Source organism: Arthrobacter sp. Leaf141 (assembly GCF_001424565.1).
Lineage (GTDB): Bacteria > Actinomycetota > Actinomycetes > Actinomycetales > Micrococcaceae > Arthrobacter.
In genome coordinates, this window is the sequence record NZ_LMOL01000011.1 from 1 (window position 1) to 25602 (window position 25602).

24 protein-coding genes are annotated in these 25602 nt (G+C 66.7%); 14 read left to right on the top strand and 10 right to left on the bottom strand.

Translation table 11 applies throughout. The features are described 5' to 3' along the window. Window positions 1-686: 686 nt before the first annotated feature. The 4 genes from ASF72_RS09465 (at window position 687) to ASF72_RS09480 (ending at window position 5260) form a co-directional block, all read left to right on the top strand. A complete protein-coding gene (locus ASF72_RS09465; protein WP_056598260.1) occupies window positions 687-1421 on the top strand; it encodes a class I SAM-dependent methyltransferase in 735 nt (244 codons plus the stop codon). Between the two features lie 104 nt (window positions 1422-1525). After that, complete coding sequence (locus ASF72_RS09470; RefSeq protein ID WP_056598266.1) at window positions 1526-2551, top strand: LacI family DNA-binding transcriptional regulator; 1026 nt, start codon at window positions 1526-1528, stop codon at window positions 2549-2551. Window positions 2552-2698: 147 nt separating this feature from the next. Continuing rightward, the gene (locus ASF72_RS09475) at window positions 2699-3004 is read left to right on the top strand and encodes a hypothetical protein (protein WP_050685591.1); all 306 of its coding nucleotides are present in this window, start codon (window positions 2699-2701) and stop codon (window positions 3002-3004) included. 36 nt (window positions 3005-3040) lie between these two features. Continuing rightward, window positions 3041-5260 carry a penicillin acylase family protein gene (locus tag ASF72_RS09480; protein WP_056598276.1) on the top strand — a complete coding sequence of 740 codons (2220 nt, stop codon included), beginning with the start codon at window positions 3041-3043 and terminating at the stop codon, window positions 5258-5260. A gap of 117 nt (window positions 5261-5377) precedes the next feature. Here the strand turns inward: ASF72_RS09480 and ASF72_RS09485 are convergent, their stop codons facing one another. From ASF72_RS09485 to ASF72_RS09505, 5 genes are all read right to left on the bottom strand, one after another. Further along, window positions 5378-5557 (bottom strand): hypothetical protein, encoded by a 180-nt coding sequence (locus ASF72_RS09485; RefSeq protein WP_050685589.1) that lies wholly within the window; start codon window positions 5555-5557, stop codon window positions 5378-5380. Window position 5558: 1 nt separating this feature from the next. Then, window positions 5559-6155: a hypothetical protein gene (locus ASF72_RS09490; protein WP_235504688.1), complete on the bottom strand. Its 597-nt coding sequence runs from the start codon at window positions 6153-6155 to the stop codon at window positions 5559-5561. A gap of 443 nt (window positions 6156-6598) precedes the next feature. Then, the gene (locus tag ASF72_RS09495; RefSeq protein ID WP_050685587.1) at window positions 6599-7639 is read right to left on the bottom strand and encodes an NAD(P)-dependent alcohol dehydrogenase; all 1041 of its coding nucleotides are present in this window, start codon (window positions 7637-7639) and stop codon (window positions 6599-6601) included. A 68-nt stretch (window positions 7640-7707) separates the two neighbouring features. Further along, window positions 7708-8370 (bottom strand): SDR family NAD(P)-dependent oxidoreductase, encoded by a 663-nt coding sequence (locus ASF72_RS09500; RefSeq protein ID WP_056598278.1) that lies wholly within the window; start codon window positions 8368-8370, stop codon window positions 7708-7710. Further along, entirely contained in the window at window positions 8367-9671 is a 1305-nt protein-coding gene (locus tag ASF72_RS09505; protein ID WP_200933638.1) for a multidrug effflux MFS transporter, read from the bottom strand. The genes ASF72_RS09500 and ASF72_RS09505 overlap by 4 nt, the downstream gene beginning before the upstream one ends. A gap of 102 nt (window positions 9672-9773) precedes the next feature. On the opposite strand from ASF72_RS09505, the gene ASF72_RS09510 reads away from it, so the two are divergent. From ASF72_RS09510 to ASF72_RS09535, 6 genes are all read left to right on the top strand, one after another. Next, window positions 9774-10679 (top strand): helix-turn-helix transcriptional regulator, encoded by a 906-nt coding sequence (locus ASF72_RS09510; protein ID WP_056598281.1) that lies wholly within the window; start codon window positions 9774-9776, stop codon window positions 10677-10679. Window positions 10680-11565: 886 nt separating this feature from the next. After that, window positions 11566-12684 carry an ABC transporter substrate-binding protein gene (locus ASF72_RS09515; RefSeq protein WP_056598284.1) on the top strand — a complete coding sequence of 373 codons (1119 nt, stop codon included), beginning with the start codon at window positions 11566-11568 and terminating at the stop codon, window positions 12682-12684. After that, window positions 12681-13544, top strand: a complete 864-nt coding sequence (locus tag ASF72_RS09520; protein WP_082484182.1) for an ABC transporter permease — start codon at window positions 12681-12683, stop codon at window positions 13542-13544. The genes ASF72_RS09515 and ASF72_RS09520 overlap by 4 nt, the downstream gene beginning before the upstream one ends. Then, a complete protein-coding gene (locus tag ASF72_RS09525; protein WP_056598289.1) occupies window positions 13520-14341 on the top strand; it encodes an ABC transporter ATP-binding protein in 822 nt (273 codons plus the stop codon). The genes ASF72_RS09520 and ASF72_RS09525 overlap by 25 nt, the downstream gene beginning before the upstream one ends. Window positions 14342-14375: 34 nt before the next feature. Further along, window positions 14376-15755, top strand: a complete 1380-nt coding sequence (locus ASF72_RS09530; protein WP_056598292.1) for an LLM class flavin-dependent oxidoreductase — start codon at window positions 14376-14378, stop codon at window positions 15753-15755. Further along, window positions 15755-17092, top strand: a complete 1338-nt coding sequence (locus ASF72_RS09535; protein ID WP_056598293.1) for an LLM class flavin-dependent oxidoreductase — start codon at window positions 15755-15757, stop codon at window positions 17090-17092. Before ASF72_RS09530 ends, ASF72_RS09535 begins: the two co-directional genes overlap by 1 nt. A 16-nt stretch (window positions 17093-17108) precedes the next feature. Here ASF72_RS09535 and ASF72_RS09540 read toward each other — a convergent pair whose 3' ends face one another. The 5 genes from ASF72_RS09540 to ASF72_RS09560 all read right to left on the bottom strand — a co-directional run bounded on the left by ASF72_RS09540 (window position 17109) and on the right by ASF72_RS09560 (window position 21667). After that, a complete protein-coding gene (locus ASF72_RS09540) occupies window positions 17109-17999 on the bottom strand; it encodes a DUF817 domain-containing protein (RefSeq protein ID WP_056598294.1) in 891 nt (296 codons plus the stop codon). Further along, window positions 17992-18846 carry an oxygenase MpaB family protein gene (locus ASF72_RS09545; RefSeq protein WP_082484184.1) on the bottom strand — a complete coding sequence of 285 codons (855 nt, stop codon included), beginning with the start codon at window positions 18844-18846 and terminating at the stop codon, window positions 17992-17994. The genes ASF72_RS09540 and ASF72_RS09545 overlap by 8 nt, the downstream gene beginning before the upstream one ends. Before the next feature lie 75 nt (window positions 18847-18921). Continuing rightward, a complete protein-coding gene (locus ASF72_RS09550) occupies window positions 18922-20058 on the bottom strand; it encodes a mandelate racemase/muconate lactonizing enzyme family protein (protein ID WP_056598297.1) in 1137 nt (378 codons plus the stop codon). Next, window positions 20055-21005, bottom strand: a complete 951-nt coding sequence (locus ASF72_RS09555) for a dihydrodipicolinate synthase family protein (protein ID WP_056598300.1) — start codon at window positions 21003-21005, stop codon at window positions 20055-20057. Before ASF72_RS09555 ends, ASF72_RS09550 begins: the two co-directional genes overlap by 4 nt. Continuing rightward, entirely contained in the window at window positions 21002-21667 is a 666-nt protein-coding gene (locus tag ASF72_RS09560) for a GntR family transcriptional regulator (RefSeq protein ID WP_231686056.1), read from the bottom strand. Before ASF72_RS09560 ends, ASF72_RS09555 begins: the two co-directional genes overlap by 4 nt. 107 nt (window positions 21668-21774) lie before the next feature. Between ASF72_RS09560 and ASF72_RS09565 the strand changes: the two genes are divergently transcribed. The 4 genes from ASF72_RS09565 to ASF72_RS20970 all read left to right on the top strand — a co-directional run. Next, entirely contained in the window at window positions 21775-23118 is a 1344-nt protein-coding gene (locus tag ASF72_RS09565; RefSeq protein ID WP_056598305.1) for an ABC transporter substrate-binding protein, read from the top strand. A 3-nt stretch (window positions 23119-23121) separates the two neighbouring features. After that, window positions 23122-24063, top strand: a complete 942-nt coding sequence (locus tag ASF72_RS09570; protein WP_050685575.1) for a carbohydrate ABC transporter permease — start codon at window positions 23122-23124, stop codon at window positions 24061-24063. Next, window positions 24060-24962, top strand: a complete 903-nt coding sequence (locus ASF72_RS09575; RefSeq protein WP_197273564.1) for a carbohydrate ABC transporter permease — start codon at window positions 24060-24062, stop codon at window positions 24960-24962. Before ASF72_RS09570 ends, ASF72_RS09575 begins: the two co-directional genes overlap by 4 nt. A gap of 91 nt (window positions 24963-25053) precedes the next feature. Beyond that, window positions 25054-25602 (top strand): aldehyde dehydrogenase family protein (locus tag ASF72_RS20970; protein ID WP_235504689.1); only part of this gene is annotated, 549 nt, incomplete at its 3' end.

A 25602-nucleotide genomic window follows, 5' to 3' on the forward strand; every position in this document is an offset into this window, starting at 1 on the left:
ACACCCCACACCCAACACGCCCCAACACCAAGCGCCAGAAACCCCAGCACCAGAACGGCAACAACACCAAGCGCCAGAGCAGCACGCCCAAGAAGCCCTGCCACCTGAACAACACACACCGGAACCATGCGCGCCTAAACATTCGGAACCACCAAACCCCCAGACATCCCGGCCGACAGCAGGAGATCCATATGCTCCGGCGCTGCATGTCCCGGAACAGTCCGCGTCCTGGCCCGAAGCGCAGACCGGTTTCCGTACGGGCGAAGCCCTCGGGAGATCCACCTCCACGGAAACACCTGGCAGCACTCCTCCGAGGCCCGCTGCCAGGCCCCTGGAGTTCAAGCCCGCCCGGGATCCTGGCTCGGCACCCACCCTGGTGTGGGCGCCGGATGCAACTGGCCCGGTTCCGCACTTCGTTCCGCAGATCCCGAAGATCAGTCGGCACCATCGACGCCGGAGATGGCACAAAGAACTGTCGCCCTGCGAAGCAGCCGTCCAGCAGTGCCTCGACAGCCCCGGGAAATGAGAACGGAGAGGGCAACTGGACAACCGGGCAACCGGGCAACTGGACAACCGGGCAACCGGGCAACCGGGCAGCCGGGCAGCCGGCAGCCTGGACAACCGGGCAGCCGCCCCAGGATCGCCCGGTCTACCCCACACGGATCAGCATGCAATAGCGTTGCTGCATGGCTTCACACCTGACCGACGTTCAACGGGCGGAGCTCTACGACCTCCAGAACACATGGGCACCCGATGACGAGTTCTTCCTGGCGACCGCCAACCAACTACCCACCAGCCGCATCCTGGACCTTGGCTGCGGCACCGGCCGGTTGACGTTGGCTCTTGCAGCTTCGGGACACACCGTGGTTGGGCTGGATCCGGATGCCGGCTCCCTGGCTGCTGCCAGGCGGAAGGACAAAACGTCAGCAGTGACCTGGGTCAACGGAACGTCCAGCGAAGTCGCCGCGGACGGCGGATTCGACCTCGTGGTGATGACGGCCCACGTCGTGCAGGCCATCCACGATAAGGAGGCCTGGGCCAGGACTCTGTCTGACGCCCATAGCGCCCTGGCCCTGGGCGGGCGGCTGGTCTTTGACTCACGCGACCCGGCTGCCCGCGCATGGGAACACTGGACACCAGGGAAAACGCGCACGTCCTTCACCTTGCCTGGCGGAAGCGGGGGCGAAACCTGGAAGGACGCAGGCCCCAACCAGGACGGTAAGGTGACAATCAGCGAACACGTCCATCTGTCCGGCCACACCGCGGCGGTCCATAAGTCGGTCCTCGCTTTCCGGACTGAGCAGGAGCTTCGCAGCGACCTCGGCTCCGCAGGGTTCACGGTGCAGCGGGTGTTCGGCGGCTGGCACAAGGAACCCGTGGGCGCCGGCCGCGGCGAATTAGTGGTCATGGCACGCCGGTAAGACTCCAGACGGAAGGACATGCCACCTCGGTCGGCCGCAACCACTAGGCTGGAGCGGATCCCTCCCGCAGGTGCGGGACTGTACTTGAAGGGGACGCCATACCGATGGTGCAGGACGCATTTGAGCAAGGCCGGCCCAAGGCCGCCACCATCTACGACGTCGCCGCGCTGGCCGGCGTCTCCCATCAGACGGTCTCGCGCTACCTCAAGGACCGGAACACGCTCAAACCCAGCACCCTGGAGCGGGTCGAAAAGGCCCTGGCGGAGTTGGACTACACCCCCAACCTCGCGGCCCGGTCCCTGCGATCGCGCGAGCCGTACCGCGTTGTGGTGGTAGTGCCCGAAGCCTCGCTCTATTTCCCTTCCAGGGTCCTCAAGGGCGCGGCGGCCACCGCCCACGGCAATGGCTACCGCGTGGACGTGGTTTCCATGGAGGGGACCGCTGAAGCGCGGTCAAAACAACTGAACAGCCTCCTCTCCGGCGAGGACATCGCCGGCATCCTGTCCTTCGTCCCGCGTCCCGACGGCGATCCCGGCGCCGGTTCCCGGGTCCCCTTGGTGGTGGCCGGCGAATACGACAACAGGATGCGCGCGCTCGGCAGCATTGCCGACGGCTCCCCTGCCGCGAGCATCGTCAAGCACCTGGCAGCCCTGGGCCACCGGAACTTCTTCCACGTGGCAGGCCCGGACGGCTGGCCATCCGCCCGAAACCGCCATCAGGTCTACGAAGAAACCATCGCGGCCTTGGGCCTGAACTCCCTGGGTGTGGTGGCTGGGGACTGGTCGCCGGCTTCCGGCTACGCGGCGGGGCAGGTGGTGGCGGCAACAACGGACGTCACCGCCGTCGTGGTGGCAAACGACCAGATGGCCGTGGGCGTCATCCGTGCCCTGCATGAGCACGGCATCCCGGTCCCGGGCCGCGTCAGCGTCTTCGGCTGGGACGACACCCCCGAGTCGAAGTACCAGGTCCCGTCCCTTTCGACGGTCCACATGGACCTTGAGCAACTCGGCGCCCGCAGCATGGCCGAACTCATCGCCCGGATCCGCGGCGAACAGTCCCCCGCCGACCCGCTGGAACTGCCCCCCATGGAACTGATTTTCCGGGAATCCACGGGCCCAGTCCGGGCCTGAAGCACGCCCGCAGTCCCACCGGTCGAGCGTCCCGGAATACCGCCGTCGAAAATTCCATTGCAACAATTTTGGCGCTCCGGCCTGCGCACCCTACTCTGTTCTTAGCTAAGCCTTACCTAACTATCGACAGAGAGAAAGGGCACGAACATGGAGGCCATCCTGTTCCCTACTGCGCACAACAGCGACTACCTTTACGGGCTGGCGAGCCACATCTGGATGGGCGACGGCCTGTTCCCGTCAGCACACAACCGCCGCGACGCGTATGCACTTCCGGCCTACGACATCAACGGCCAGTGGTTCTACCCCTCGCGGTACAACAACTTCCTGTCACCGCAGCTGCCCGTGTACCTGCTGGACGAAGGCTTCCTGATGTCCACCGGCCACGGCCCTGAAGAGCCCGGCCTGCCCATCTTCGAGGTCCGGTGCATGTGCCTGCCGCAGCTCCAGCAGTGAAAATCACGACGCCGGCACGCGCCAGTGTGCCGCAGCATGCCTGCTGAGACCTTCCGCGACGCGTGGGGCATCCCCCATCTCCGGGCAGATTCCGCCGTCGAACTCGCGTACCTGCAGGGGCAGAACGCAGCCTCGGACCGCTCGTGGCAGATCGAGATGGAGCGCTGGCGCTCTGAGGGCCGGACGGCTGAACAGCTGGGTCCGGAGGGCCTGCTGTGGGACCGGTTCGCCAGGCAGGCGCGGATCGAACACACGGCACGCCTTTGTTTCGAGGCCATGGACGCGAAAACCCGGGCGTGGTGCGCAGCGTATGTGGACGGCGTCAACAATGCTCTGGAGCGCGGCCGCCGCGATGCCCCCGAGTTCCGCAGCAGCCGCACCGCCCCGGACCGCTGGCAGCCGTGGACCCCTCTGGGCGTCTTCCTGGTGCACCACATCCTCTTCAGCACTTTCCCCAACAAACTCTGGCGGCAGCACGTTGCCACTGCGTTGGGCGCTGATGCCGTGGAGCTGTTCAGCATTGAGGCGCCGGTCTGGGCGGGCAGTAATTCGTGGGCAGTGGCGGGCGGCCTGACCGCAACCGGCGCCCCGCTATTGGCCGGTGATCCGCACCGGCTGTTGGAGTTACCCGGGGTCTATCAGCAGGTGCGGCTGGCCTGTCCGGAGTTCGACGCTGTGGGGCTGGCTTTCCCGGGCGTGCCCGGACTGCCGCACTTTGGCCACGCCGGCAAGGCAGCATGGGCTGTCACCAACGCCATGGCTGACTATCAGGATCTCTTCCACGAGCAACTTCGCCCTCACGGCAGTTCCACGCAGGCGCTGGGTCCCGACGGCTGGGAACTTGTGGTCAGCAGCCATCAGGAAATCATTCAGGTCCGTGGCGGCGAATCGGATTCGGTGGACGTTATGGAGACACTGCGCGGGCCGGTCATTTCCGGCGGGGCCGACGGCGGGGCGCTGAGTTTGCGGATGCCATCGCGGGTTTTGCGGTCCCTGGGCTTCGAGGCTCTGCTGCCTCTCCTGCGCAGCACCTCCGCGGCAGATGTGGAAAAAGCCCTGGAGCAGTGGGTTGAGCCCGTGAACTGTGTGCTCGCGGCCGACAGTGCCGGGAACGTCCGGCAATTGGTGGCCGGCAGGGTCCCTGTCCGCGACGCCCGCAACCGCTCCCACCCCGTACCCGGCTGGCTGCCGGAGCATCAATGGACCGGCAAGTGGGTGAAGTTGCCACGGCAGGCCGTGACCAGGCTGGCCGTGCATGCCAACGATCGGGAATCCGGCGGCGGCAGCCTGACCGGCCTGGAGTTTGCCCCCGCACACCGGGCCCACCGCATCCGCCATCTGCTGGAGAAGGCCGCGGCTGACCAGGGCGGCGGGGCAAGAATGGGGGCAGAACACGGGCCCGGGCCAGGGACCGGAGTAGTGCACGGACCCGGGTCAGGAACTGGGCCAATATCCGGGCCCGGGCCGCACGCCGGTCTGAATGCGGACCACATGCAACGTATCCACCTGGACACCCGCCTGGGCTCTTGGCCCGCCCTCCGCACAGTATTGGCGGACCTGTGCAGCGCGGACCTCCCGCTGTCCGGGCCGGCCGCTGCCCTTCGACGCCAACTGCTGGGCTGGGATGGGCAGATGGACGCAGCAAGTTCCGTGGCGGGAAGCCTGGCCGGATGGCGTTCGGCACTGGTGCTGGCACTGGCCAGGGCCCCGCAGCTTGCTCCGCTGGCTGAACCCTCCGGTTATTCGGCACTCTTCTCGCCCTGGCTGAGCCCGGTGGCCCGGGTGGGGTTCGCCCTGGAAACTGTCCTCGCGGACGGCACCCTCTTTGGCATCGACGTCGCCGCCGCGGTCCGCCAGGCCCTGGAGGAAACAGCGGCAGCCCCTGCCGCCGGACCCTGGGGTGCCAACCACACCGTCCTGCCGTTGCACGCCTTGGCCGACTACCCTGCCAGCGGTGCGGTGCCACCCGGTACCGCACCCACGCAGCTCTCCGGCGACACCAGTTGTGTGCTCTCCACCGAGAGCCTGCCGGGACTCAGCGACGGATCCTTCCGGGGACCTGTGGCCCGTTACGTGTGGGATTTGTCAGACAGGGCAGGAAGCCGGTGGATTGTTCCCTTCGGGGCAGCAGGCAACCCCCACCATCCTCATTTTCAGAGCCAACTGCCGCTGTGGGCTGCGGGCGACCTGATTCCCGTGGTGACCGACTGGGACCAGCTCACCAGGGAGGACCCGCCCGCTGGGTCGGAGTCCTAGCCGGTCCCGGCCGGAGGCACGGGCCGGAGACACGGGCCGGACGGAGCCACGGCCCGCATTGAGCCACGGCCGGGCCGGAGCCGCAGCCAGGCCGGAGCCGCAGCCAAGGCAGGTGGGCTACTCCTCGCCGTTGTCCTTTGCGTCGAGGTACTTCGCCATGGCCTCGCAGGCCTGGTTCCACCTCGCGTTCAGGGCGTGCCGGCTCAACGGTTCGAGCATGCCGTCCAGGACTTTCTCCATTGCTGCATGTGCGGCATCCAGGGCCCGTTCCTGCGCCGCCGGTGTGTAGTAGTTCATGTCAGTTATTCGTTGCGGCGGCGGACGGGGATGGTGGAATGCTGCTTGGCATCGGCGCGGCAGGCCGTAGCGAGGTGATCATCCGCCGGATGTCCTGGTACTCGGTGGTGTCCATGTATTTCCGGGCCTGTTCCAGATAGGGCAGACCCGCGGCGCCGGGCACCACGTTGTTGTCCGGGTTGAAAAAGGCGCCGAACATGGCGGCGGTTGGCGGCCAGGTAAAGAAGTGGAAGATGGGGCACGCTGAGTCACCCGTGGCCGCCGGCACTGTGGTGATGCCATAGGCCGCGGCCGGGGTCTCAGCCGGTCCCGCTGCTTCGGCATCGCCTCTGGTTTCGAAAACAAACCTCGGCTTAGCACCGTTCCGAGTCAGCACGGGAAGTTCCTGCAGCTCCAGCACTTCGTACGGGTACTTTTCCTGACAGGTGGATCCCGTTGCCATGTTTGTCCGCAGCGTGGCCAGCGGCTTACCGGCCTTATTGGTGACTTCCGCGAAGGCCCCGCCACCCTCAGGCAGTTCACCTGCCGGATCCCGGACGCTCCACGCCTCCGGATAGTCGAACGCCAGTTGCCCGTCCGCCGTCGTAAACGTCTTCAAGGAAGCCCTCGGGGCTGTGCTGGTTGAAGGGGATGTAGTTGAAGGCGCCGTGGTAGTTGAGGGGCGCGTGGTGGAAGGGGCAGTGATGGACGGGGCAGTGGCGGAAGGCGAAACGGCGGGCGGTGAGGTGGCCTCGACGCTCGGCGGCACCGGTATCCCTACGGGGAGGGTCGACGTTGGCGTCCCGCCCTGCAGGCCGCATCCCGCGAGCGCCACACCCATCAGAATCATTGCGGGGAACAACCCGCCGGACCTTTTCATTTCACCCTCCAGAGAACGGGAAAACCTGTTCTCCCATTGTGGAACTGCGGCTCCGTTCCGGACCCGGCTCCAGGTCATTGCTGCCCAACCGTTGCGGCCGGTCACAAAAGGGCACCTCAGGTTAACGGACGACGGCGGCCCGGTACCAAAGGGAACCGGGCCGCCGTCGCGCAACTCCTGGGTTAGAGGGTGGCGGTGTCGATCACAAAGCGGTAGCGGACATCGGAGGCGAGGACGCGCTCGTACGCCTCGTTGATCTTGTCGGCCGCGATGACCTCGATCTCGGCGCCGATCTTGTGTTCGGCGCAGAAGTCGAGCATTTCCTGGGTTTCGCGGATGCCGCCGATCATGGAGCCGGCGAAGGACCGGCGTCCGCCGATCAGGGCGAACGCGTTCACCGGAAGCGGTTCAGCCGGGGCACCCACATTGACCAGTGCGCCGTCGAGGGACAGCAGCTGCAGGTAGGAGCTGATGTCGATCGAAGCGCTGACGGTGTTGATGATCAGGTCGAAGGACCCTGCCAGCTTCTCGAACGTCTCCGGCTCGCTGGTGGCGTAGTAGTGCTGGGCGCCCAGGCGCAGCCCGTCTTCCTGCTTCTTCAGGGACTGCGAAAGGACCGTCACTTCGGCACCCATGGCTGCGGCGATCTTGACGGCCATGTGGCCCAGCCCGCCCAGGCCAACCACTGCCACCTTCTTGCCTTCGCCGGCACCCCAGTGGTGCAGCGGGGAGAAGGTGGTGATGCCTGCGCAGAGCAGCGGCGCGGCCACGTCGAGGTCGATGCCCTCGGGAATGCGGACCACAAAGTCCTCGGTGACCACAACGTGGGTGGAGTAACCGCCCTGGGTGATGGATCCGTCGCGGTCAACAGCACCGTACGTGCCAACGTTGCCCTTGAGGCAGTACTGCTCCTCGCCCTTCAGGCAGTTGACGCACTCGCGGCACGAGTTGACCATGCAGCCAACACCGACGCGGTCGCCCACGGCGTGCTTGGTTACGGCGGAGCCAACCTCGGTGACGATGCCGGCGATTTCGTGGCCGGGAACCAGCGGGTACTGCTGGGGTCCCCAGTCACCGCGGACGGTGTGGATGTCCGAGTGGCAGATGCCGGCGAACTTGATGTCGATCAGGATGTCGTGGGCACCCACTTCGCGGCGCTCAATGGTGGTGGACACCAGGTCACCTGTGGCGGACGGCGAGGCAAAAGCTTTGACGGTAGTCATGATTCTCCTGTGGTGTTGGGGATAAAAACTGGAGGGTGTTCAGTTATTGGATCTTCGGTTCTGCCCTGTTATTCGAGCGGTGCCAGGAACGTCCGGAAGTCCCCGCGCTCCGAGTGCATCCGCCAAAGGGTTTCGGCAATTGCGTCGGGGTGGTGCGTGGGGTCTCCCCCACCGATTCCGCGGGGAATGATCAGTTGGCCCACGTGGATTCCCTCCGGGGCGAGGGCATCGTGGAGCAGTTGCGCGTAGGCACTCCCGCCGGCGAAGGCGATGGAGGTGCCGGTAACTGCCCCGTTGGGCCTGACCGCGCTGGCGCCGTTGACAAAAAGGACAGTTCCGCCGCCCAAAGTCCGCATGCCGGGGATGACCTGGCGTGCTGCGGTGACGGGACCGTAGATGGAAAACTCTACCGGCCCCACGAGGTCAGAGGCTGCGGTGTCCAGGACCGGAAGCATAAATTCCGGGGCGGGAACGGGGCTGTACTGGAGCACCTCCACCGGCCCCAGTGCTGAGGCGGCACGGTCAAGGGCCCCCTGCAGGGACCCCGGGTCCCGGACGTCGGCGGTTAAGCCAACAGCGTGAATTCCTTCGGCACTGAGGGTACCGGTGAGGGCGTCCAGGTTGTCCTGGTTCCGGGCCAGCAGGGCCACGGCATACCCTTCGCGGCCGAAGCGCCGGGCAACTGCGAGGCCCAGGCCTTTGCCGGCGCCGATGATGGCGATGGTGCTCATGGTGTTGATGCTCCGTTCTGTTGAAGGTTTCCGGGACCGGCGTCGGGATGGCTGTCGCGGCGGGCGTCCCGGCCCGTGTCGGGGCGTGCTTCCTGGCGGGCCAGGACCAGGAGCCCGAACAGCGACAGCAGCGCCCCGCCGATCATGAGCGCAGCCATGGGCACTGCAGTGTCGGTGCCGCCCAATCCCGCGATGGGCGCCACCACCCCTGCCGTGGTCCACTGCACCAGGCCCAGCACTGCGGAACTGGTGCCCGGATGGCTGGGGACTTCGGCGGAGGCGAGGGCGCCGCCGTTCGTGTTGATCAGGCCCTGCGCCACCATGAGTGCGAAAAAACTGCCCATCGCCACCAGCAGCGGGGTTCCCCACCACAGCGCGCCGGCCAGCATGGCCAGGCCCGCGGCGAGCGCGATGACCTGCCCGGTGAGGATCACTTTCCGCGTGGACACCCGCCCTGCCAGGCGTGCGGAGACCAGGGCTGCGATGGTCATCCCGCCGGCGTTGGCGGCGAAAACCACCGAGTAGGCCATCGGGGAGAGCCCGTTCATGTTCTGCAGGATAAAGGCGGACGTGGCCACATAAGCAAACAACGCAATAAAGGCCGACGACGCCACCACCACATAGCCAACAAAGCGGCGGTTGGACAGCACCACCTTCGCCGCCCGGCCGAATTCGCCCAGCCCGCCCGCATGCCGCTTTTCCGGCGGCATCGACTCCGGCACAATCAGCAAAGCACACAGGGCCATCAGGATACCCAACGCTGCCAGGGTCCAGAACGTCATGCGCCAGCCCGTCAGCTGGAGGATGACGGCGCCCAGCAGCGGGCTGATGATCGGTGCCACGCCGCCGATTCCCATCACCACGTTGAGCACCCGCACCAGCTGCGGACCGTGGGCCAGGTCCACAATCACGGCGCGGCCGATCACCATGGCCCAGCCACCGCCAAAACCTTGCAGGAAGCGGGCGGCCATCAGGATGCCCACGTCCGGTGAGAGGGCGCAGGCCATCGAAGCGAGCGTCATCAGGATGGTGCCCGCCACCAGCGGCAGGCGTCTTCCTCGCTGGTCGCTGAACGGCCCGCCCACCAGCTGGCCAAGGCCCATGCCGGCGAAAAAGGTGGTTAGCGTCAGCTGCACGGCCGACGCTGTGGTTCCGAACTCGCCGGCAACCCGCGGGAACGCCGGCACGTACATGTCCGTAGCCAGGGGCGCCACAGCGGTCAGGAAAATCACCGTGGCCACCAGCGTAGCCGGGACAGTACCGGCCGACGGCGGCAAGGTGGAGGGGAATCGATTGGGCACCACACCATCAAACAACCCTCCGCAAATCCTAGCGAGGGCCCTGCTGTAACGGGTTCCAGCAGACCCTCCCTAGGGCCTGCCGTTCCGTCGTAACGTGTCCCTATGGATAACCGAGCCGAGGTCAGGACGTTCCTGGCATCCCGCCGTGCCCGCATCACCCCCGAACAGGCCGGCGTGGAATCCTACGGCGGCCGCCGGCGGGTGCCCGGCCTGCGCCGCGAGGAAGTGGCCCGGCTGGCCGGAGTGAGCGTCGATTACTACACCCGGCTGGAGCGCGGGAACCTCAGCGGCGTCTCGGACAGCGTCCTGGACTCCATTGCCCGGGCGCTGGAACTGGACCGCGCCGAGCACGACCACCTCTACGACCTGGCCCGTGCCGCCACCCCGTCGGGCCGGAAACGTCCTGCGGGAACGGCTCCCGCCGGGGTCCGCCCGGTCCTGCAGCACCTGCTGGACACCATCACCGGAGCGCCGGCGTTCATCGGCAACAACCGGATGGATATTGTGGCTGCCAACACCCTGGGCTACGCCCTCTACGCGGACCTGTATCGCGGGGTGTCCCGCCCGGCCAACCACTCGCGGTTCATCTTCCTGGACCCCCGCGCCCATACCTTTTATACCGATTGGGACCGGGCTGCCAACGTCAACGTCGCCATCCTCCGCCGCGATGCGGGCCGCGCCCCGCACGACAAGGGCATCGCCGAACTGGTGGGTGAGCTGTCCATGCAGAGTGAAGAGTTCCGCACCCGCTGGGCGGCGCACAACGTCCGCCGGCACTACTCGGGCACCAAGCTCTTCCAGCACCCGGTGGTGGGACTGCTCGAACTGGACTACCAGGTCCTGGACCTGGGTGAGGACCCCGGCCACACCCTGACCGTCTACCCCGCCGTCCCGGGCAGCGCATCTGAAGAGGCCCTGAAGCTCCTGGCCTCGTGGGCCGTGACCGAAAAAATTGTCGAGCGGGCCAGTGAGCAGGTCCGTTTGGGGACAAGCAGCCAGCAGGGCTGAACCTCGCGGGCGGGTCGCTCTCCGACGGCTGGCGTTGCTTCCTGCCTGAGGGCCAGTCCGGGCCGCCAGCCAGGCTAGACCTCGCCGGCGGGTTGCTCTCCGCCGGCTGGCGCTGCTTCCTCCACGGGTCCGCGCCGGCCGCCAGTCACATGAACCAGCGTTGCGGTCCGTGGCGCCCGATTGCCGTCAAAGCCCTCCGGATGGCGCAATAAGAAGCGGCGTTTCCTCCCGTTTCGCCACCAGTGCAGCATGCTGGCCAAGGCCTGCAGAACCGTGCTTAGGTGTTGGAACAGCCGGTCCCAACGGGTACCGGAATCACGGAAGCGACAAGGAGGACCGGATGCCAGGCACCAGCACCGCCACACATCGCAGCAGCCACTCCTCGCCGTTTTTCCGCACCCTGTTGCCTGGTTCCCGGCTGTTCACCCGCTACCGTCAGCAGTCGTGGTGTCTGCTGTCCACGGGCAGCAGGCACCGAATGTATCCGGCCTCCTAATCTCCGCCTGACGGGCCGGCCCGGCCTTCCCGATCCGCCCGCCGCCGTCCGACTGGCAAATCCGGCAGAGCAAACCTGACGGAGTAAACCCAACACGCAAACCCAACAGGCAAGGCCGGCACGGCACCTAAGACAGGCACGACAACAGGCAGCCCCTGACCGTGCGGACCGTTCTCCAGCGGTTCTCTTCTCCGGTTTCCCTGGTCGGCCGCCTGGCCCTGGCACGTTCCGAAACCAACGCCAGGGTCTGCGCAGTTCGTACCCAGCCCTATCCGGCACCGCCCGGTTGCCGGCCGGGCGGGTTTGTCGCACCCAAAAACCTGCGGTTCCCCTTGTTCTTGACCCAAATTTCCAGCCCTCGTCTCCGCCCTCGTCCCCGAAAGGCCCACCATGTCCTTCCCACCGTCCCCGCCGCCGCTGGGTATTTCCCGGCGCCCTTTGTCCCGCCGGGGCGCCCTCGCCGCGCTCCTGGCAATTCCCGCCGTCGGACTCCTGACTGCCTGCGGAGGCACCGCCACCGCCGGTAACCTGTCCGCTGAGCGGGTGTCGTTCGCGCCGCTGGAAACGTCGGTCCCGGCCGGCACCACCATCACCGTGGGTGATCCCAGCATCAAGGTGGCTCTGGAACTGTCCGGCCTGGGCAAGGAGTTGGCGGGCTTCAACGTGGACTTCGCCAACATCTCCGGCGGCCCGCAAACCACCGAAGCCTTCCGGGCCAACGCCCTGGATGTGGGCTCCGTGGCCGACATCCCGCCCATCCACGCGACCTGGACCGGCCTGGACGTCCGCATCATCGCCAGTGCCTACCGGCAGGATGCGGTGAACCATCCGCTCTACGAACTGGGTATTGCACCGGAATCCGGCATCAACAAGCTGGAAGACCTCCGCGGCAAGAAGGTGGCCTACAGCCCCGGCCAGGCCCAGGGAGCCCTGGTGCTGCGCATCCTGGAGAAGGCCGGACTGGCCCAGGACGACGTCAAACTGGTGGAACTGCCCAGCAACGGCGACGCTTACTCCTCGGCATTGTCCAGCCGGCAGGTGGACGCAGCACCCCTGGGCGGCGTCCAGATCAAGCGATACCTGGCCAAATACGGCCCGGACGGGGCCACCACCCTCCGGCACGGCCTCCGCGACGACCCCGGCCACCTTTATTCGCCCACCACCGTCCTGGCCGATCCCGCCAAGGCAGCCGCCCTGGCCAAGTATGCGGAGGTCTGGGGCAAAGCCCAGCGCTGGGTGGAGGACCATCCCAAGGAATGGCTCGAGGGCTACTACATCAAGGACCAGGGCCTGTCCGCCGCGGACGGCCAGTACCTGATCGACTCAGCCGGCCGGCGGGACGTCCCCACGTCCTGGACCGAGGCCATCGCCCGGCACCAGCAAACCATCGACCTGCTGTCCCGGGAACAGAAAAAACCGCACCTCAACGCCGCGGACCTCTACGACACCCGCTTTGAGGCGATCGCCGGCACTGCCTTCGCCGCGGCAGCCCAGGCCGGCACCCCGTGAGCGCCGCCCCCGTACTGGAACGCCCCGCCGTCGAACCCCACCAGGACCCCGCCCTCGCTGGCCGCGACGATGTCCGGCCCACCGGCAAAAGGCTGGGACCCGGACGACGACGGCGGCTCGCCTGGCTGCTGGGGCCGTCGGCGCTGCTGCTGCTCTGGACCGCCGGCTCGGCAACGGGCCTGCTGGACCCCAGGATCCTGTCCGAGCCATGGACGGTGGTGGCCACCGCAGGTGAGCTGCTGGCCGACGGGCGTCTGCAGGAAAACCTGGCCATCTCGGCCCAGCGCGCCCTGCTCGGGCTGTTCTTCGGCACGCTGGTGGGTGCGGTCCTGGCCCTGCTCGCAGGGCTCAGCCGTGTGGGCGAGGCGCTCATCGACGGGCCCGTCCAAATCAAGCGGGCAATCCCCGGCCTGGCCCTGATCCCGCTCCTGATCCTGTGGTTCGGGATCGACGAGACCATGAAGGTCCTCACCATCACGCTTGGCGTTTTCGTCCCGGTCTACCTCCAGACGCACGCCGCCCTGCGGGGCATCGACCTCCGCTATGTGGAACTGGCGCAGACCGTGGGCCTGAGCCGGGCCGGCTTTATCCGCCGCGTGGTCCTGCCCGGCGCCCTCCCCGGATTCTTCCTGGGGCTGCGCTTCGCGGTCACCGGCGCGTGGGTGTCCCTGGTGGTGGTGGAACAGATCAACGCCACCAGCGGCATCGGCTACATGATGGAGCTCGCCCGCACCTACGGCCAAACCAACATCATCGTTTTGGGCCTGGCCGTCTACGGCATCCTGGGCCTGCTGTCCGACGGCACCGTCCGCTTCATCGAACGAAAGGCACTCTTATGGCAACGCACGTTGGCGGGCTGACCCGTACCGCCCCTCCCATTTCCGGATCCGCGGCATCCGCGGACTCCCGGGCGGCAGTGTCCGTCCGCGGCCTGATCCGCAGTTTCGGTCCCAAGGGCGTCCTGAACGGCGTGGACCTTGACATCGCCCCCGGCGAATTCGTGGCCCTCCTGGGACCCAGCGGCTGCGGCAAAAGCACCCTGCTCCGCGCCCTCGCCGGATTGGATCACGACGTCCGAGGCAGCGGTGTCATCACCGTCCCGGACCGGGTCTCCGTGGTCTTCCAGGACTCGAGACTGCTGCCCTGGGACACCGTCCTGGGCAACGTCACCCTGGGTCTGCGGGAGCACGACGCCGAGGCGCGGTCCCGCAGGGCACTCGCCGAAGTGGGACTCGCCGGCCGGGAAAAGTCCTGGCCGCACGAGCTGTCCGGCGGCGAACAGCAGCGGGTGGCGTTGGCCCGGTCCCTGGTCCGGGAACCGCAGCTGCTCCTGGCCGACGAACCGTTCGGCGCCCTGGACGCCCTCACCCGCATCCGGATGCACGGGCTTCTGCAGGACCTTGTGGCCGCGCACCGCCCGGCTGTCCTGCTGGTCACGCATGACGTGGACGAGGCGATTGCCCTGGCCCACCGGATCGTGGTCCTGGACAGCGGCCGGGTGGCCACCGTCCGGACTGTCTCGCCGGACGTTGGTTCGACGGCCGACGCCGCCGGGCACGAAGCCTTGCGTCGGGACCTCCTCGCCGCGCTGGGCGTGGTCCCCGCATCTGGTGCCCAGCCCACCACGCCTGCTGAACCAGCCGCCGTCGGCCATTGAAATCCCAGCCTTCCATCTTCCCAAGGAGTACCCCATGAGTTCCAGCCCCGGATCCCCGCAGCGCCAGCTTCACCTCAATGCCTTCCTGATGAGCACCGGCCACCACGAAGCGTCGTGGCGGTTGCCCGAAAGCGACCCCCTGGCCAGCACCGATGTGGAGCATTACCGGAAGCTGGCCCGCACGGCCGAGCGCGGCAAGCTTGATTCCATCTTTTTCGCCGACTCCCCCGTCCTGTTCGGCGAGGTGGGCCGTCGGCCGGCCGGCAAGCTGGAACCCACGGTCCTCCTCACCGCGATTGCCGGCGCCACCGAACGGATCGGGCTGATTGCCACCGCCTCCACCACCTACAACGAGCCGTACAACCTGGCCCGCCGCTTCGCCTCGGTGGACTGGGCCAGCGGCGGGCGGGCCGGCTGGAACGTGGTCACCACCGCCGGACCGGACGCGGCCCGGAACTTCGGCGTGGATGACCAGCCCGCCCACGCCGTCCGGTACGAGCGGGCTGCTGAGTTCATCGAGGTGGCAAAGAAGCTCTGGGACAGCTGGGACGACGACGCTGTTGTCGCCGACAAGGCGGAGGGCGTGTGGGGGGACGGGGAGCGGATCCGCGTGATCGACCATCACGGCAGCCACTTCAAGGTCCGCGGCCCGCTCAACGTGCCGCGCCCACCGCAGGGGCACCCGCTGATTGTGCAGGCAGGTTCCTCCGAGGACGGCAAGGACCTCGCCGCCCGGTACGCGGACGCCGTCTTCACCGCCCACCAGACCCTTGCCGACGCGCAGGCGTTCTACGCGGACCTCAAGACCAGGACGGCCGCGGCAGGACGGAATCCGGACGCCATCAAAGTCCTTCCCGGCATCGTCCCGGTCATCGGCGCCACCGAGGCGGAGGCGCTGGAGCTGGAGCGTGAGCTGGACCGGCTGATCAAGCCGGAGTACGCCCGGCTCCAGCTGGCTAAAACGCTTCGTGTGGCGCCCGAGGACCTGGCCCTGGACCGGGAACTGCCGGACAACCTGCCCAGCGAGGACCAGATCGAGGGCGCCAAGAGCAGGTACACCCTGATCGTGCAGCTGGCCCGGCGCGAACGCCTCACCGTGCGCCAGCTGATCGGGCGCCTGGGTGGCGGCCGGGGGCACCGGACCTTCACCGGCACCCCTGTCCAGGTGGCGGACGCCATCCAGGAATGGTTCGACGGTGTCGCTGCGGACGGCTTCAACATCATGCCCCCGGTCCTGCCGTCCGGCCTGGAAACGTTTGTGGACCAGGTGGTGCCCATCCTGCAGGAGCGCGGCCTGTTCCGGACCGAGTACACGGGAAGCACACTGCGGGAGCACTACGGCCTGGAACGCCCGGCCAACCAATACGCCGGCACCCCTGCCCCCGTGCTCGCCTCGGTGGGGGCGGCGCTGTAATGGGCCGGCAGCTCAAACTCAACCTCTTTATTTATCCCGGCGGCCACCACGAGGCAGCCTGGCGGCACCCGAAATCCGCCACGGACCGGCTGCTGGACATCCGGTTCTACCAGGAACTGGCGCAGCGGGCCGAGCGGGCCAAGCTGGACGCCGTGTTTTACGCGGACGGCCCGGCGCTGGAGAGCAACGTCCGGTTCGCCACCCGCTTCCGGATCGAACCGTTCACCTGGCTGTCAGCAATCGCGGTGGCCACCGAACGGATCGGCCTGATCGGCACCGCCAGCACCACCTACCTGGAACCGTACAACGCCGCCCGGCTCTTCGCCTCGCTGGACCACATCAGCGGCGGCCGGGCCGGCTGGAACATCGTCACCACCGGCGCGGAACGGGCGGCCCAAAACTTCGGCCTGGACCAGCATCCGCCCCACGCCGAGCGGTACGCCCGGGCCGAGGAGTTTGTCCAGGTCACAGGCAAGCTATGGGACAGCTGGGAGGATGACGCGGTGGTGGCCGACGCCGGTACCGGGGTTTTCGCCGACACGTCACGGATCCACGCGATTGACCATGAGGGCGGCTACTTCCGCGTGGCCGGCGCCTTAAACACGCCCCGGACCCCGCAGGGCCGGCCGGTGCACGTCCAGGCCGGTTCGTCCCCCGAAGGCACCGCGTTTGCAGCCCGGCACGCCGAAGCCGTCTTCACCGCGCATCAAAGCCTTGCCAGCGGCCAGGCGTTTTATGCCGACATCAAAGCCCAGGCGGCAGCCCTGGGCCGCGACCCGGACCAGCTCCTGGTGCTGCCCGGCATCAGCCCCTACCTGGGCTCCACGGAAGCAGAAGCGAAAGCCCTCAAGCAGGAGTTTGATGAACTTACCCAGCCTGAATACGGGCTGGGCATCCTGCGGAACCTCCTGGGGGTTGACCTGTCAGGCGCGGACCTGGACCAGCCGTTCCCGCCGGATCTGCTGGCCGGGGCGGAAGGGTTGGCCAGCAGCCGCAGCCAGCTGGTCCTTGACGTCATCCGCCGGGAACAGCCCACCGTCCGGGAGGTCCTGCACCGGTATGCCGGCGCCCGCGGACACTACGTCTTTGCCGGCACTCCGGTCCAGGTGGCGGACGAGATCCAGCGCTGGTTTGAACAGGGCGCCGCGGACGGGTTTAACATCATGCCGCCGTGGCTGCCGGGAGGCTTCGACGCCTTCGCGGATGAAGTGGTCCCCATCCTGCAGGCCCGTGGCCTGTTCCGCACCGAGTACACCAGCACCACCCTCCGCGGGCACTTCGGCCTGGACCGTCCCGCCAGCCAGTACAGCCGCGGACTCCTGGCGGCCCGGGGCTGACGCCGGGAACGGGGCGTCAGGGCAGCGACATCTTCGGGGCAGGCGCGTCGCTGCCCGCCGGGGCGGGCGGCTGGGGTTTGTACACCCAGGCCACCAGCACCACCGAAATGATCATCAGCAGGAACCAGGACACCAGCTTTTCCACGCCCACGGGTTGCCAGCCGTCCACCTGGCTGGGGTAGAGCCACGCACCGGACCAGGTGGCGATGTTCTCCGCGACCCAGATGAACAGCGCCACCAGCAGGAAGGAGAGCACCAGCGGCATCCTGAACTCCCGGCGGAACACCCGGAAATGCATCACGCAGCGGCCGTAAATGATCACGACGGCGGCCAGCAGAAGCCAGCGCAGGTCCCAGATGTAGTGGTGGGTGAAGAAATTCGCGTAGATGCCAATGCCCAACAGCGCCGTGATCCAGCGGGGCGGGTAGTTGGCAAACTTCAGGTCGAACAGCCGGTACACCCGCACCATGTAGGAGCCCACCGCCGCGTACATAAAGCCGCTGAACAGGGGCACCGCGCCGATCCGCAGGACGCCCTCCGCCTCATAGGCCCACGAGCCAACGTCCGTTTTGAAGAGCTCCATCACCGTTCCCACCAGGTGGAACAGGATGATGACACGCAACTCCCGCAGGGTTTCCAGCCGGAAGGCCACCATCAGGATCTGGATAACGACGGCGGCCAGTGTCAGGAAGTCGTTCCTGGCCAGTCCCACGCTCTCCGGGTACCAGAGCCGGGCCGCCATCAGGACCACCAAAAGCGCGGCACCAAAGATGCAGGCCCAGCCCTGCTTGAGGCCAAAAACCACAAACTCGGTGAGTTTTGACCGGGCACCGCCGGCAGGCGCCGTGGCCAGGAACCGGCGTGCCCTCGCGTCGATCCGCTGCTCAACGGTGGTGGCACTACGCACGGTGTTCCTGCTTTTTCGGGTTGCGGGGTTTCGGGTCACGGGGTTTGGGCTTGCTGGTCTGCGGCTTGCTGGTCTGCGGCTTGTCCAGGCTGGCCAGGCAGTAGTCCTTGAACCAGTGCCGGAGGCGGCGCGGTAGCCGCGGATAGATGATCGCGAGCGCGCGCAGGGTCCGGTGGAAACGCCGTTCGTGGCCCTCGCTCCACGGCAGCCCGAAGTCTTTCCGCAGCTGGTCCGGCAGCAGTCCGGCGGTGAGGAACCGGGCCAGCGGCATCACGGCGCGGTACCAGAGCGGTGCCTGCTCCGGATACAGCAGGCCGCGGCCCACACGGACCGCTGCGTCGTCGGCCCGTAGCGAGCCGAGCTGTCCGTCCCAGTACTGCGCAAAGGCGGCCCGGTCCGCCGGCCACTTGTGCGCGGGAAGCTGCAGGGCTGTGCCGAGTTTCGCGTAGTCGCGGTACATCGCGTCGGCGGTGTCGGCGTCGGGCGCGCCGTAGATTTCGGTGATGATGACGGCGGCCGTGTCGTAGAGGGTGGCGGCCACCCAAAGCTGCGCATCGGCGTCGTACGCGTTGTAGCCCCTGGCCGATGCGTCGGCATCACGCCGGACGGGGGCGTGCGCCTTGTTGACACGGCGCCGGACCTCGCGGACCTGCTCCTCGGAGCCGTAGACCACCGCGTAGACGTAAGTGAGAGTGCCCATCAGGCGGCTGATGGGCCGGTGCGTGAACGTGCTGTGCTCGGCCACACCGTGGCCCACTGCCGGGTTGGCGATCTGCAGCAGGATGGCCCTGCCCGCGCCGGCGAGCAGGATGCCTTCAGCGCCCAGATGGGCTATTCCCCGCTCCATCCCAACAGGCTACCGGAGGCGGGCCTGCCGGATTGACCCGGCTGGAGCGGGGACCCGCCCGGCCGGGCGGGTGGCTCAGCAGAAGGCGAGCGAACCGTCCGGGCGGACCGGCAAGGTGCGTTCCCAGTGAATGTAGTCGTCTTCCGCCAGGGTGGACTCGTCGATCTCGATCCCCCACCCGGGCCGGTCCGGCCGCAGTTCAAGGTGCCCGCCCACCGGCAGGTACGGATCGGGGCACCAGGTGGTTTCCTCCAGCTTGTATTCAAGGATGGAGAAGTTGCTGCAGGCGGCGGCGAAGTGAAGGTTGTGGGCCACGGCCAACGGGCCCATGGGGTTGTGCGGGGCCACCATGGTGAAGTGCGCTTCGGCGATCGTGGCGATCCTGCGCATCTGCGAGATCCCGCCCACCACGCAGATGTCCGGCTGGATGATGTCGGCTCCCCCGCCCGTGAGCAGGCTGAGGAACTCGTTGCTGGAATACAGGCTTTCGCCGGTGGCCAGCGGCACTTTGAGCTCGGACCGCAGCCGGTGCCAGGCCGGAAAGTATTCGGGCCTGATGGGTTCCTCAAAAAAGAGCGGCTGGTAGGGGGCCAGCGCGTTGCCCAGCTGGACCGCCTGGTACGGCTCGAAAATCTTGGCATGCGCGTCGAACGCGAAGTCCCATTCATCGGGGCAGGCTGCGCGGACTGCACCGAAGTACTCCGCCGTTTCGTTGACCACCGCACCCCAGCGCCGGTTATGGATGTCGCCCCGGAACGGGCTGAGCTTGAACGCGGTGAACCCGAACTGCTCATTCAGCCGGGTTGTAACGTCCCTGCACTCCTCGGGGTCCGGCGCCGAGTAGACACCTGCATAGACGGCAACCCTGTCCCGGACGGCCCCGCCGAGCAGCCCGTACACGGGAAGGTTGACCGCTTTGGCGGCGATGTCCCACAGCGCGTGGTCGATGGCGGAGATCGCGGCCAGGCCCAGCGCGCCCTGCGGAAACCGCGCCATCCGGATGAGCTTTTGCGTCAGGAACTCGATCCGCCGGGGATCCTGGCCCTTAACCTGCTCGAACATGTAGTCCAGCATGGGCACCAGGGCCCAGTCCGGTCCGTGGTTGTAGGCCTCGCCCCAGCCGGACAGGCCCTCATCCGTGTCGACGCGCAGGAGCAGCCGCGGCCGGTTGCCCACCCGCTGCATAAAGGTCTTGAATCCGGTGATTTTCATGCGTGGGCTCCTGCCGCTGCGTGGATCGGCTGGCCCTGGTCCGCAGCGGTGCAGCCCCATTCGGACAGGATCCCCGCGATTTCGGTGCGGGCCTGCTGGTTGAGCTCGTGGCTGGGTGGCCTGATGGTGCGGTTGCACAGACCCAGCTGGGCCAGGGCTTCCTTGATGACGCTGACATTGTTGGCGGAGCCGTCCTCGGCGCGCAGCTCCTCAAACCGGGAGATCGTGGCCAGCATGTCCCTGGCGGCCGGGTAATCCTGCGTCCGCAGGGCGTCCCGCAACGCCAACGAAAGCCGTGGGTTGACGTTGACCAGGCCTGAGGTGAAGCCTTCGGCGCCGTGGACGGCGTAGGACAGGGCGTACGGTTCCGCGAGGCCGGCGATCCATACAAACCTGTCCGGCCCGGCCAGGTCCCGGATCCGGGCAAACTGCGTCACGTCCGGGACGGCGTATTTGATGCCGACGACGTTGGGGCACCGGCCTGCCAGTTCCACCAGCATGGCCGGGGTCACCCAGGCGCTGCGGATATAGAGGACAAAGGCCACGCCAGGGGCGGCCGAGGCGATCTGCGCGTGGTAGTCCACCCAGCCCAGCGGTGAAACGTGCGGATGGACCGGCTGGTGGATCATAACCATCCTGATGCCGGCCTCTTCGCCCGCCTTCACGTCCGCCACTGCTGTGGCAACGTCGTGTCCCACCCCAAGGAGCAGGAAGGCCTCCGCCCCCACTTCTTCGGCGGCGGCTGTGATCAGCTGACGGCGCTCTGCGGCAGTGAGGGCGTAGAACTCACTGGTGTTGCCGTTGGGGGTGATGGTGGTGACGCCGCTGCTGACCAGGCGGCGCAGCAGCTTCCGGAAGCTGCCCAGGTCCAGTGCACCGTCCTGGTACGGCGTGACCGGAATGGCAACTACATCTGCCAATGCGGTGCGGAGCTCAGAGAACGTCATCGTTTTCCCCCGACTATCTGTCCGATTGCCCGGACCTCGAAACTGTGGATGTGGTTTAGGACCAGTTCGCCGGCCCGGCCGGCGTCGCCGTTCCGTGCTGCGGCGAGGATTTCGGCGTGCTCGGCGGCTTCCGAATCCCAGGAGGGCAGCCGGGTCCAGGCGTTGACGGAGATGAGGGCAGTCTGCTCACGCAGGCCGTCCAGCATGTCCACCAGGACGGGGTTGCCGCAGTTGGAATACAGGAGCTGGTGGAAGTCGCGGTTGGCGAGGCTGCGCTCGGCCTCATCCTCTGAGGAGGTGGCCCGGTCCAGGGCCTGCTGGGCGAGTTCCACGTCGAATCCGCGCTCCACGGTCCGGGCCACCGCCACTGGTTCCAGCAGGGTCCGGACGTCGAAGATGCTGCGGGCCATCGCTTCGTCCACCACGCGCACCGTTGCGCCCTTGTACTCGCTCATGGTGACCAGGCCGGCACCGGCGAGGGTCTTTAAGGCCTCCCGGACAGGCGTCTTGGAGATCCCGAAGCTGCGCGCCAGGTCCGTTTCCACCAAAGGCTGCCCGGCAGGCAACTCACCTGTGAGGATCGAGCGCCGAAGGGCTTCAACAACGAGACCCGTCCGGGAGGAGGAGAGCAGCGGCCCGGGCTGCATGGCGTTCGTAGTCACAGTAAATTCCTTTCCATAAACATCAGCATATCAGGTGTATCGTATGTAGTATACGATGTACGAAGCACGACATAGTCGGCTTCACATCGCCACTTGAGAGGAACGCAATGAAGCGTACGGATAATGCCCAGTCCCCGACCCGGAGCCGCAAGGGCAGGACAGCACTTGCCCTGGCAGCCATCATGGCTTCCACGCTGGCGCTGGGTGCCTGCGGTTCAGGCAGCACAGGGGCCAGCGACTCCGGGGAAGTTGTCCTGGAGCTATGGGACACGGACACCCGCCCCGAGCGGACCGAGAACCTGAAAAAGCTGATCAGCATGTTTGAGGCCAAAAACCCCGGCATCAAGGTCAACTACCTGGGGTTGCCCACCGACTCCTACATGCAGAAGATCAGCACCGCCATTGCCACCAAGGCCACCCCGGACCTGGTGACCCCCAAGGCGTCGGACGTTTCAGCCCTCGTCGCCCAGGGCGCCCTGGCACCCCTGGACCAGGACTTCAAGGACGGTGGATGGGAAGAAAAGATTTCCCCCGCCATGACCAAGTCCTCCAAGGCAGCCTCACCCGACGGGAAGCTCTACCTGACCCCGGCCACCAGCCTCGCCGACGTCATCTACTACCGCTCCGATTTCATGAAGGACGCCGGCCTGTCGGCTCCCGCATCCTGGGACGACTTCTACACGGCAGCGGACAAGCTGACGGACAAGGGCGCCGGAAAATTCGGCTATACCCTCCGCGGCGGCAACGGGTTCTTCTCCCAGTTTGTCCAGATGGTCTACCCGCAGTCCGGCGTGGACACGTTCTTCCGCGAGGACGGAACCTCCACCCTTGACGATCCGGCAGTTGTTGCCGCGGCCCAGAAATACGTGGACCTTTACGGCAAGGACACCGCCGGAAGCGACCTGACCGCGGACTTCAAAACCATGGTGGCGCAGTTCGGCGCCGGCGGTGCTGCAATGCTCAGCCACAGCATCGGTTCCTACCCCACCCACGTTGCCGCCATCGGCGCGGACAAGATCGGCGCCGTGGCACCGTTCCCCGCGGATAACGGCAAAACCGTTCTCACCGGCCGCATGACCACCGGGTTCTCGATGTTCCAGGCAAGTCCCCACAAGGAAGCCGCCTGGAAGTTCCTTGAATACACCATGAGCGATGAAGGCAACAGCTTCTGGGCCCAGAAGTCCGGCTACCTCCCGGGCAACCTCGAAGTGGCCAAGGAAACCTGGGTTACCGAAAACCCGGCCATGCAGGCCTCCGTAAAAGCCGTTGAGGACAGCAAGGCCGTGGTCCTGGAACAGCCGTTCTACCTGCCCGAGTTCAACTCCATCACCACCACGGACATGCTTCCGGAGTGGCAGCGGGTGCTCCAGGGCGACCTTTCCGTGAAGGACTTCCTGACCCAGTCCGCGGAGAAACTCACCAAAGCCCAGCAGAAGCACGCGAAGAAGTAGGCCATGGCCCTGATCGCCCAGAAACAAAAGCCCGGCAGGCCGCCGGCCGCCACGCCGCGCAAGCGAGCGAACAGGTCGCGGCGCCTGTACCCCTACCTCCTGATCGCGCCCGCCGCGATCCTGACGCTCGTGTTCCTGGTCTACCCGGTGGGCAGCGTCTTCTACTACAGCCTGCAGCACTCCAACGTCACCCAGCCCTGGGACGACGGGTTTGCCGGCTTCGAGAACTTCATCGCGATGGGTTCGGACCCGCTGTTCTGGCGGAGCCTTTCCTTCACCGCCCAGTGGGTGGTGGTGGAAGTGGGGCTTCAGTTTGTCTTCGGGCTCGCGCTGGCCCTGCTCATCAACAAGTCGTTCATCGGCCGCGGACTGGCCCGATCCCTGGTCTTTTCCCCCTGGGCCGTGTCAGGCATCCTGACCACCACCATCTGGATCCTGATCTACAACCCGTCCACCGGCGTCGGCCGCTATCTTGCCGACATGGGCATCGGCGAATACGGCGTGTCCCTCCTGGCCGGCAGCGACACCACGTTCTGGGCCCTGGTGCTCGCCGAAATGTGGAAGGGCATCCCGTTCTTCGCCATCCTCATCCTGGCCGATCTCCAGTCAGTGTCCCTGGAGCTGTACGAGTCCGCGGACGTTGACGGCGCCGGGACCTGGCGGAAGTTTGTGTCCATCACCTGGCCGCATATCCGGCAGGCCGTTGTGGTGGCCACGCTGCTGCGGGCGGTCTGGGAATTCAACAACGTTGACCTCCTGTACACACTGACCGGCGGCGGGCCGGCAAGCTCCACCACCACCCTGCCGCTCTATGTGGCGCAAACGGCCATCCACGACCGCGACTTCGGCTACGGGTCCGCCCTGACCGTGGTGGCATTCCTGATCCTGACCTTCTTCTCGCTGGTCTATCTGCGCATCACCAAGTCAAAGGAGGATGACAAGTGACCTCGCTGCTTCCCAAAGCGCATGCCGCCGGCCGTGCCATCGCGCCGGAACCGATACCGGCCCGGCCCATCAGCAAGCTCAAGGCACGCCAACGCCGGATCGACCGCGTCCTGACCTACGTGCCGCTGGCACTGTTCCTGATCTTCACCCTTGTGCCGTTCTACTGGATGCTGCTTTTCGCGTTCCGACCCACGGGATCCACCTCGCTGGTCCCCTGGCCCATCACCTTCGAGCACTTCGAAACGGTCTGGAACGGCTCCGGATTCGGCATCTACTTCAAAAACAGCCTGTTTGTGGCCGTGATGAGCCTGCTGTGCTCAACGGTCATCGCGCTGCTGGGCGGTTACGCCCTGGCACGCTTCAGGTTCCGGGGCAAGACGCTGTTCCTCGTGGCCATGCTGTGCACCCAGTTTGTTCCCGGGGCCATGATGCTGATCCCGCTTTTCGAGATCTTCAACGCCGTGGGCCTGACCAACAGCCTCTGGAGCCTCATCATCTCCGACACGGTGTTCCACCTGCCGCTGTCACTGATCCTGATGTCCGGCTTCATCCGCAACGTGCCGGTGGAGCTGGAGGAGGCCGCCTGGGTGGACGGCTGCACCCGCATCCAGGCGTTCCGGCTGGTGGTCCTTCCCCTGCTGAAACCCGGCATTGTGGCCGTTGGTTCCTTTGCCTTCATCAGTGCCTGGAACAACTTCCTCTTCGCCATCATGTTCATCAGCAGCCAGGACCAGTTCACGGTTCCCGTGGGCCTGAGCTACCTGCTGGGCGAGTTCGGCGCCGACTTCGGCGCCCTGGCCGCCGGCGGCGTCATTGCCATCATTCCCGTGGTGCTCCTGTTCGCCTACGTGCAGAAGTTCCTGGTCCAGGGACTCAGCGCCGGTGCGGTCAAGGGCTGAGCCCGGACCCGTTCGAAGTGTCGGGGCCGGCTGCCGGGTGGCGGCCGGCCCCAACGATGCTTTCCCGTATCCCCACACCCTGGAGCTTGTTGTGATTCTTTCCGGACATTCCCTGATCGCCGGCCGGCCTGTCGTCGGCGACGGCAAAACCGCTTTCGGTTTCAATCCCGCCACGAATGAGCAGCTCGATCCCGCGTATTCGCTGATCACCGAGGAACAGCTGACGACGGCGACCTCCGCCGCCGCTGACGCCTACCCGTCCTTCAGCACCCTGGACCCCGAAACCCACGCCGCTTTCCTCGAAGCGATCGCAGAGAACATCGAAGCCATCGGCGAAGACCTCATCACCCGCGCCACCCAGGAAACCGGACTCCCCACCGTCCGCCTCACCGGCGAACGCGCCCGCACCACCGCCCAACTCCGGCTCTTCGCTGCAGTGGTCCGGCAGGGCGACCACCGCGGCATCCGCATCGACCCCGCCCTTCCGGACCGCACCCCCGCACCCCGGGCGGACATCCGCCAACGCCAAATCCCGCTGGGCCCCGTCGCCGTCTTCGGCGCCAGCAACTTCCCCCTGGCCTTCTCGACGGCGGGTGGTGACACCGCCTCCGCCCTCGCCGCCGGCTGCCCCGTGGTGTTC

Bases quoted from the DNA above. Each gene is read 5' to 3' on its own strand.
- ASF72_RS09465 (WP_056598260.1), top strand. From the start codon at position 687: ATGGCTTCACACCTGACCGACGTTCAACGGGCGGAGCTCTACGACCTC.
- ASF72_RS09470 (WP_056598266.1), top strand. From the start codon at position 1,526: ATGGTGCAGGACGCATTTGAGCAAGGCCGGCCCAAGGCCGCCACCATC.
- ASF72_RS09475 (WP_050685591.1), top strand. From the start codon at position 2,699: ATGGAGGCCATCCTGTTCCCTACTGCGCACAACAGCGACTACCTTTAC.
- ASF72_RS09480 (WP_056598276.1), top strand. From the start codon at position 3,041: ATGCCTGCTGAGACCTTCCGCGACGCGTGGGGCATCCCCCATCTCCGG.
- ASF72_RS09485 (WP_050685589.1), bottom strand. From the start codon at position 5,557: ATGAACTACTACACACCGGCGGCGCAGGAACGGGCCCTGGATGCCGCA.
- ASF72_RS09495 (WP_050685587.1), bottom strand. From the start codon at position 7,639: ATGACTACCGTCAAAGCTTTTGCCTCGCCGTCCGCCACAGGTGACCTG.
- ASF72_RS09500 (WP_056598278.1), bottom strand. From the start codon at position 8,370: ATGAGCACCATCGCCATCATCGGCGCCGGCAAAGGCCTGGGCCTCGCA.
- ASF72_RS09510 (WP_056598281.1), top strand. From the start codon at position 9,774: ATGGATAACCGAGCCGAGGTCAGGACGTTCCTGGCATCCCGCCGTGCC.
- ASF72_RS09515 (WP_056598284.1), top strand. From the start codon at position 11,566: ATGTCCTTCCCACCGTCCCCGCCGCCGCTGGGTATTTCCCGGCGCCCT.
- ASF72_RS09525 (WP_056598289.1), top strand. From the start codon at position 13,520: ATGGCAACGCACGTTGGCGGGCTGACCCGTACCGCCCCTCCCATTTCC.
- ASF72_RS09530 (WP_056598292.1), top strand. From the start codon at position 14,376: ATGAGTTCCAGCCCCGGATCCCCGCAGCGCCAGCTTCACCTCAATGCC.
- ASF72_RS09535 (WP_056598293.1), top strand. From the start codon at position 15,755: ATGGGCCGGCAGCTCAAACTCAACCTCTTTATTTATCCCGGCGGCCAC.
- ASF72_RS09545 (WP_082484184.1), bottom strand. From the start codon at position 18,846: ATGGAGCGGGGAATAGCCCATCTGGGCGCTGAAGGCATCCTGCTCGCC.
- ASF72_RS09550 (WP_056598297.1), bottom strand. From the start codon at position 20,058: ATGAAAATCACCGGATTCAAGACCTTTATGCAGCGGGTGGGCAACCGG.
- ASF72_RS09555 (WP_056598300.1), bottom strand. From the start codon at position 21,005: ATGACGTTCTCTGAGCTCCGCACCGCATTGGCAGATGTAGTTGCCATT.
- ASF72_RS09565 (WP_056598305.1), top strand. From the start codon at position 21,775: ATGAAGCGTACGGATAATGCCCAGTCCCCGACCCGGAGCCGCAAGGGC.
- ASF72_RS09570 (WP_050685575.1), top strand. From the start codon at position 23,122: ATGGCCCTGATCGCCCAGAAACAAAAGCCCGGCAGGCCGCCGGCCGCC.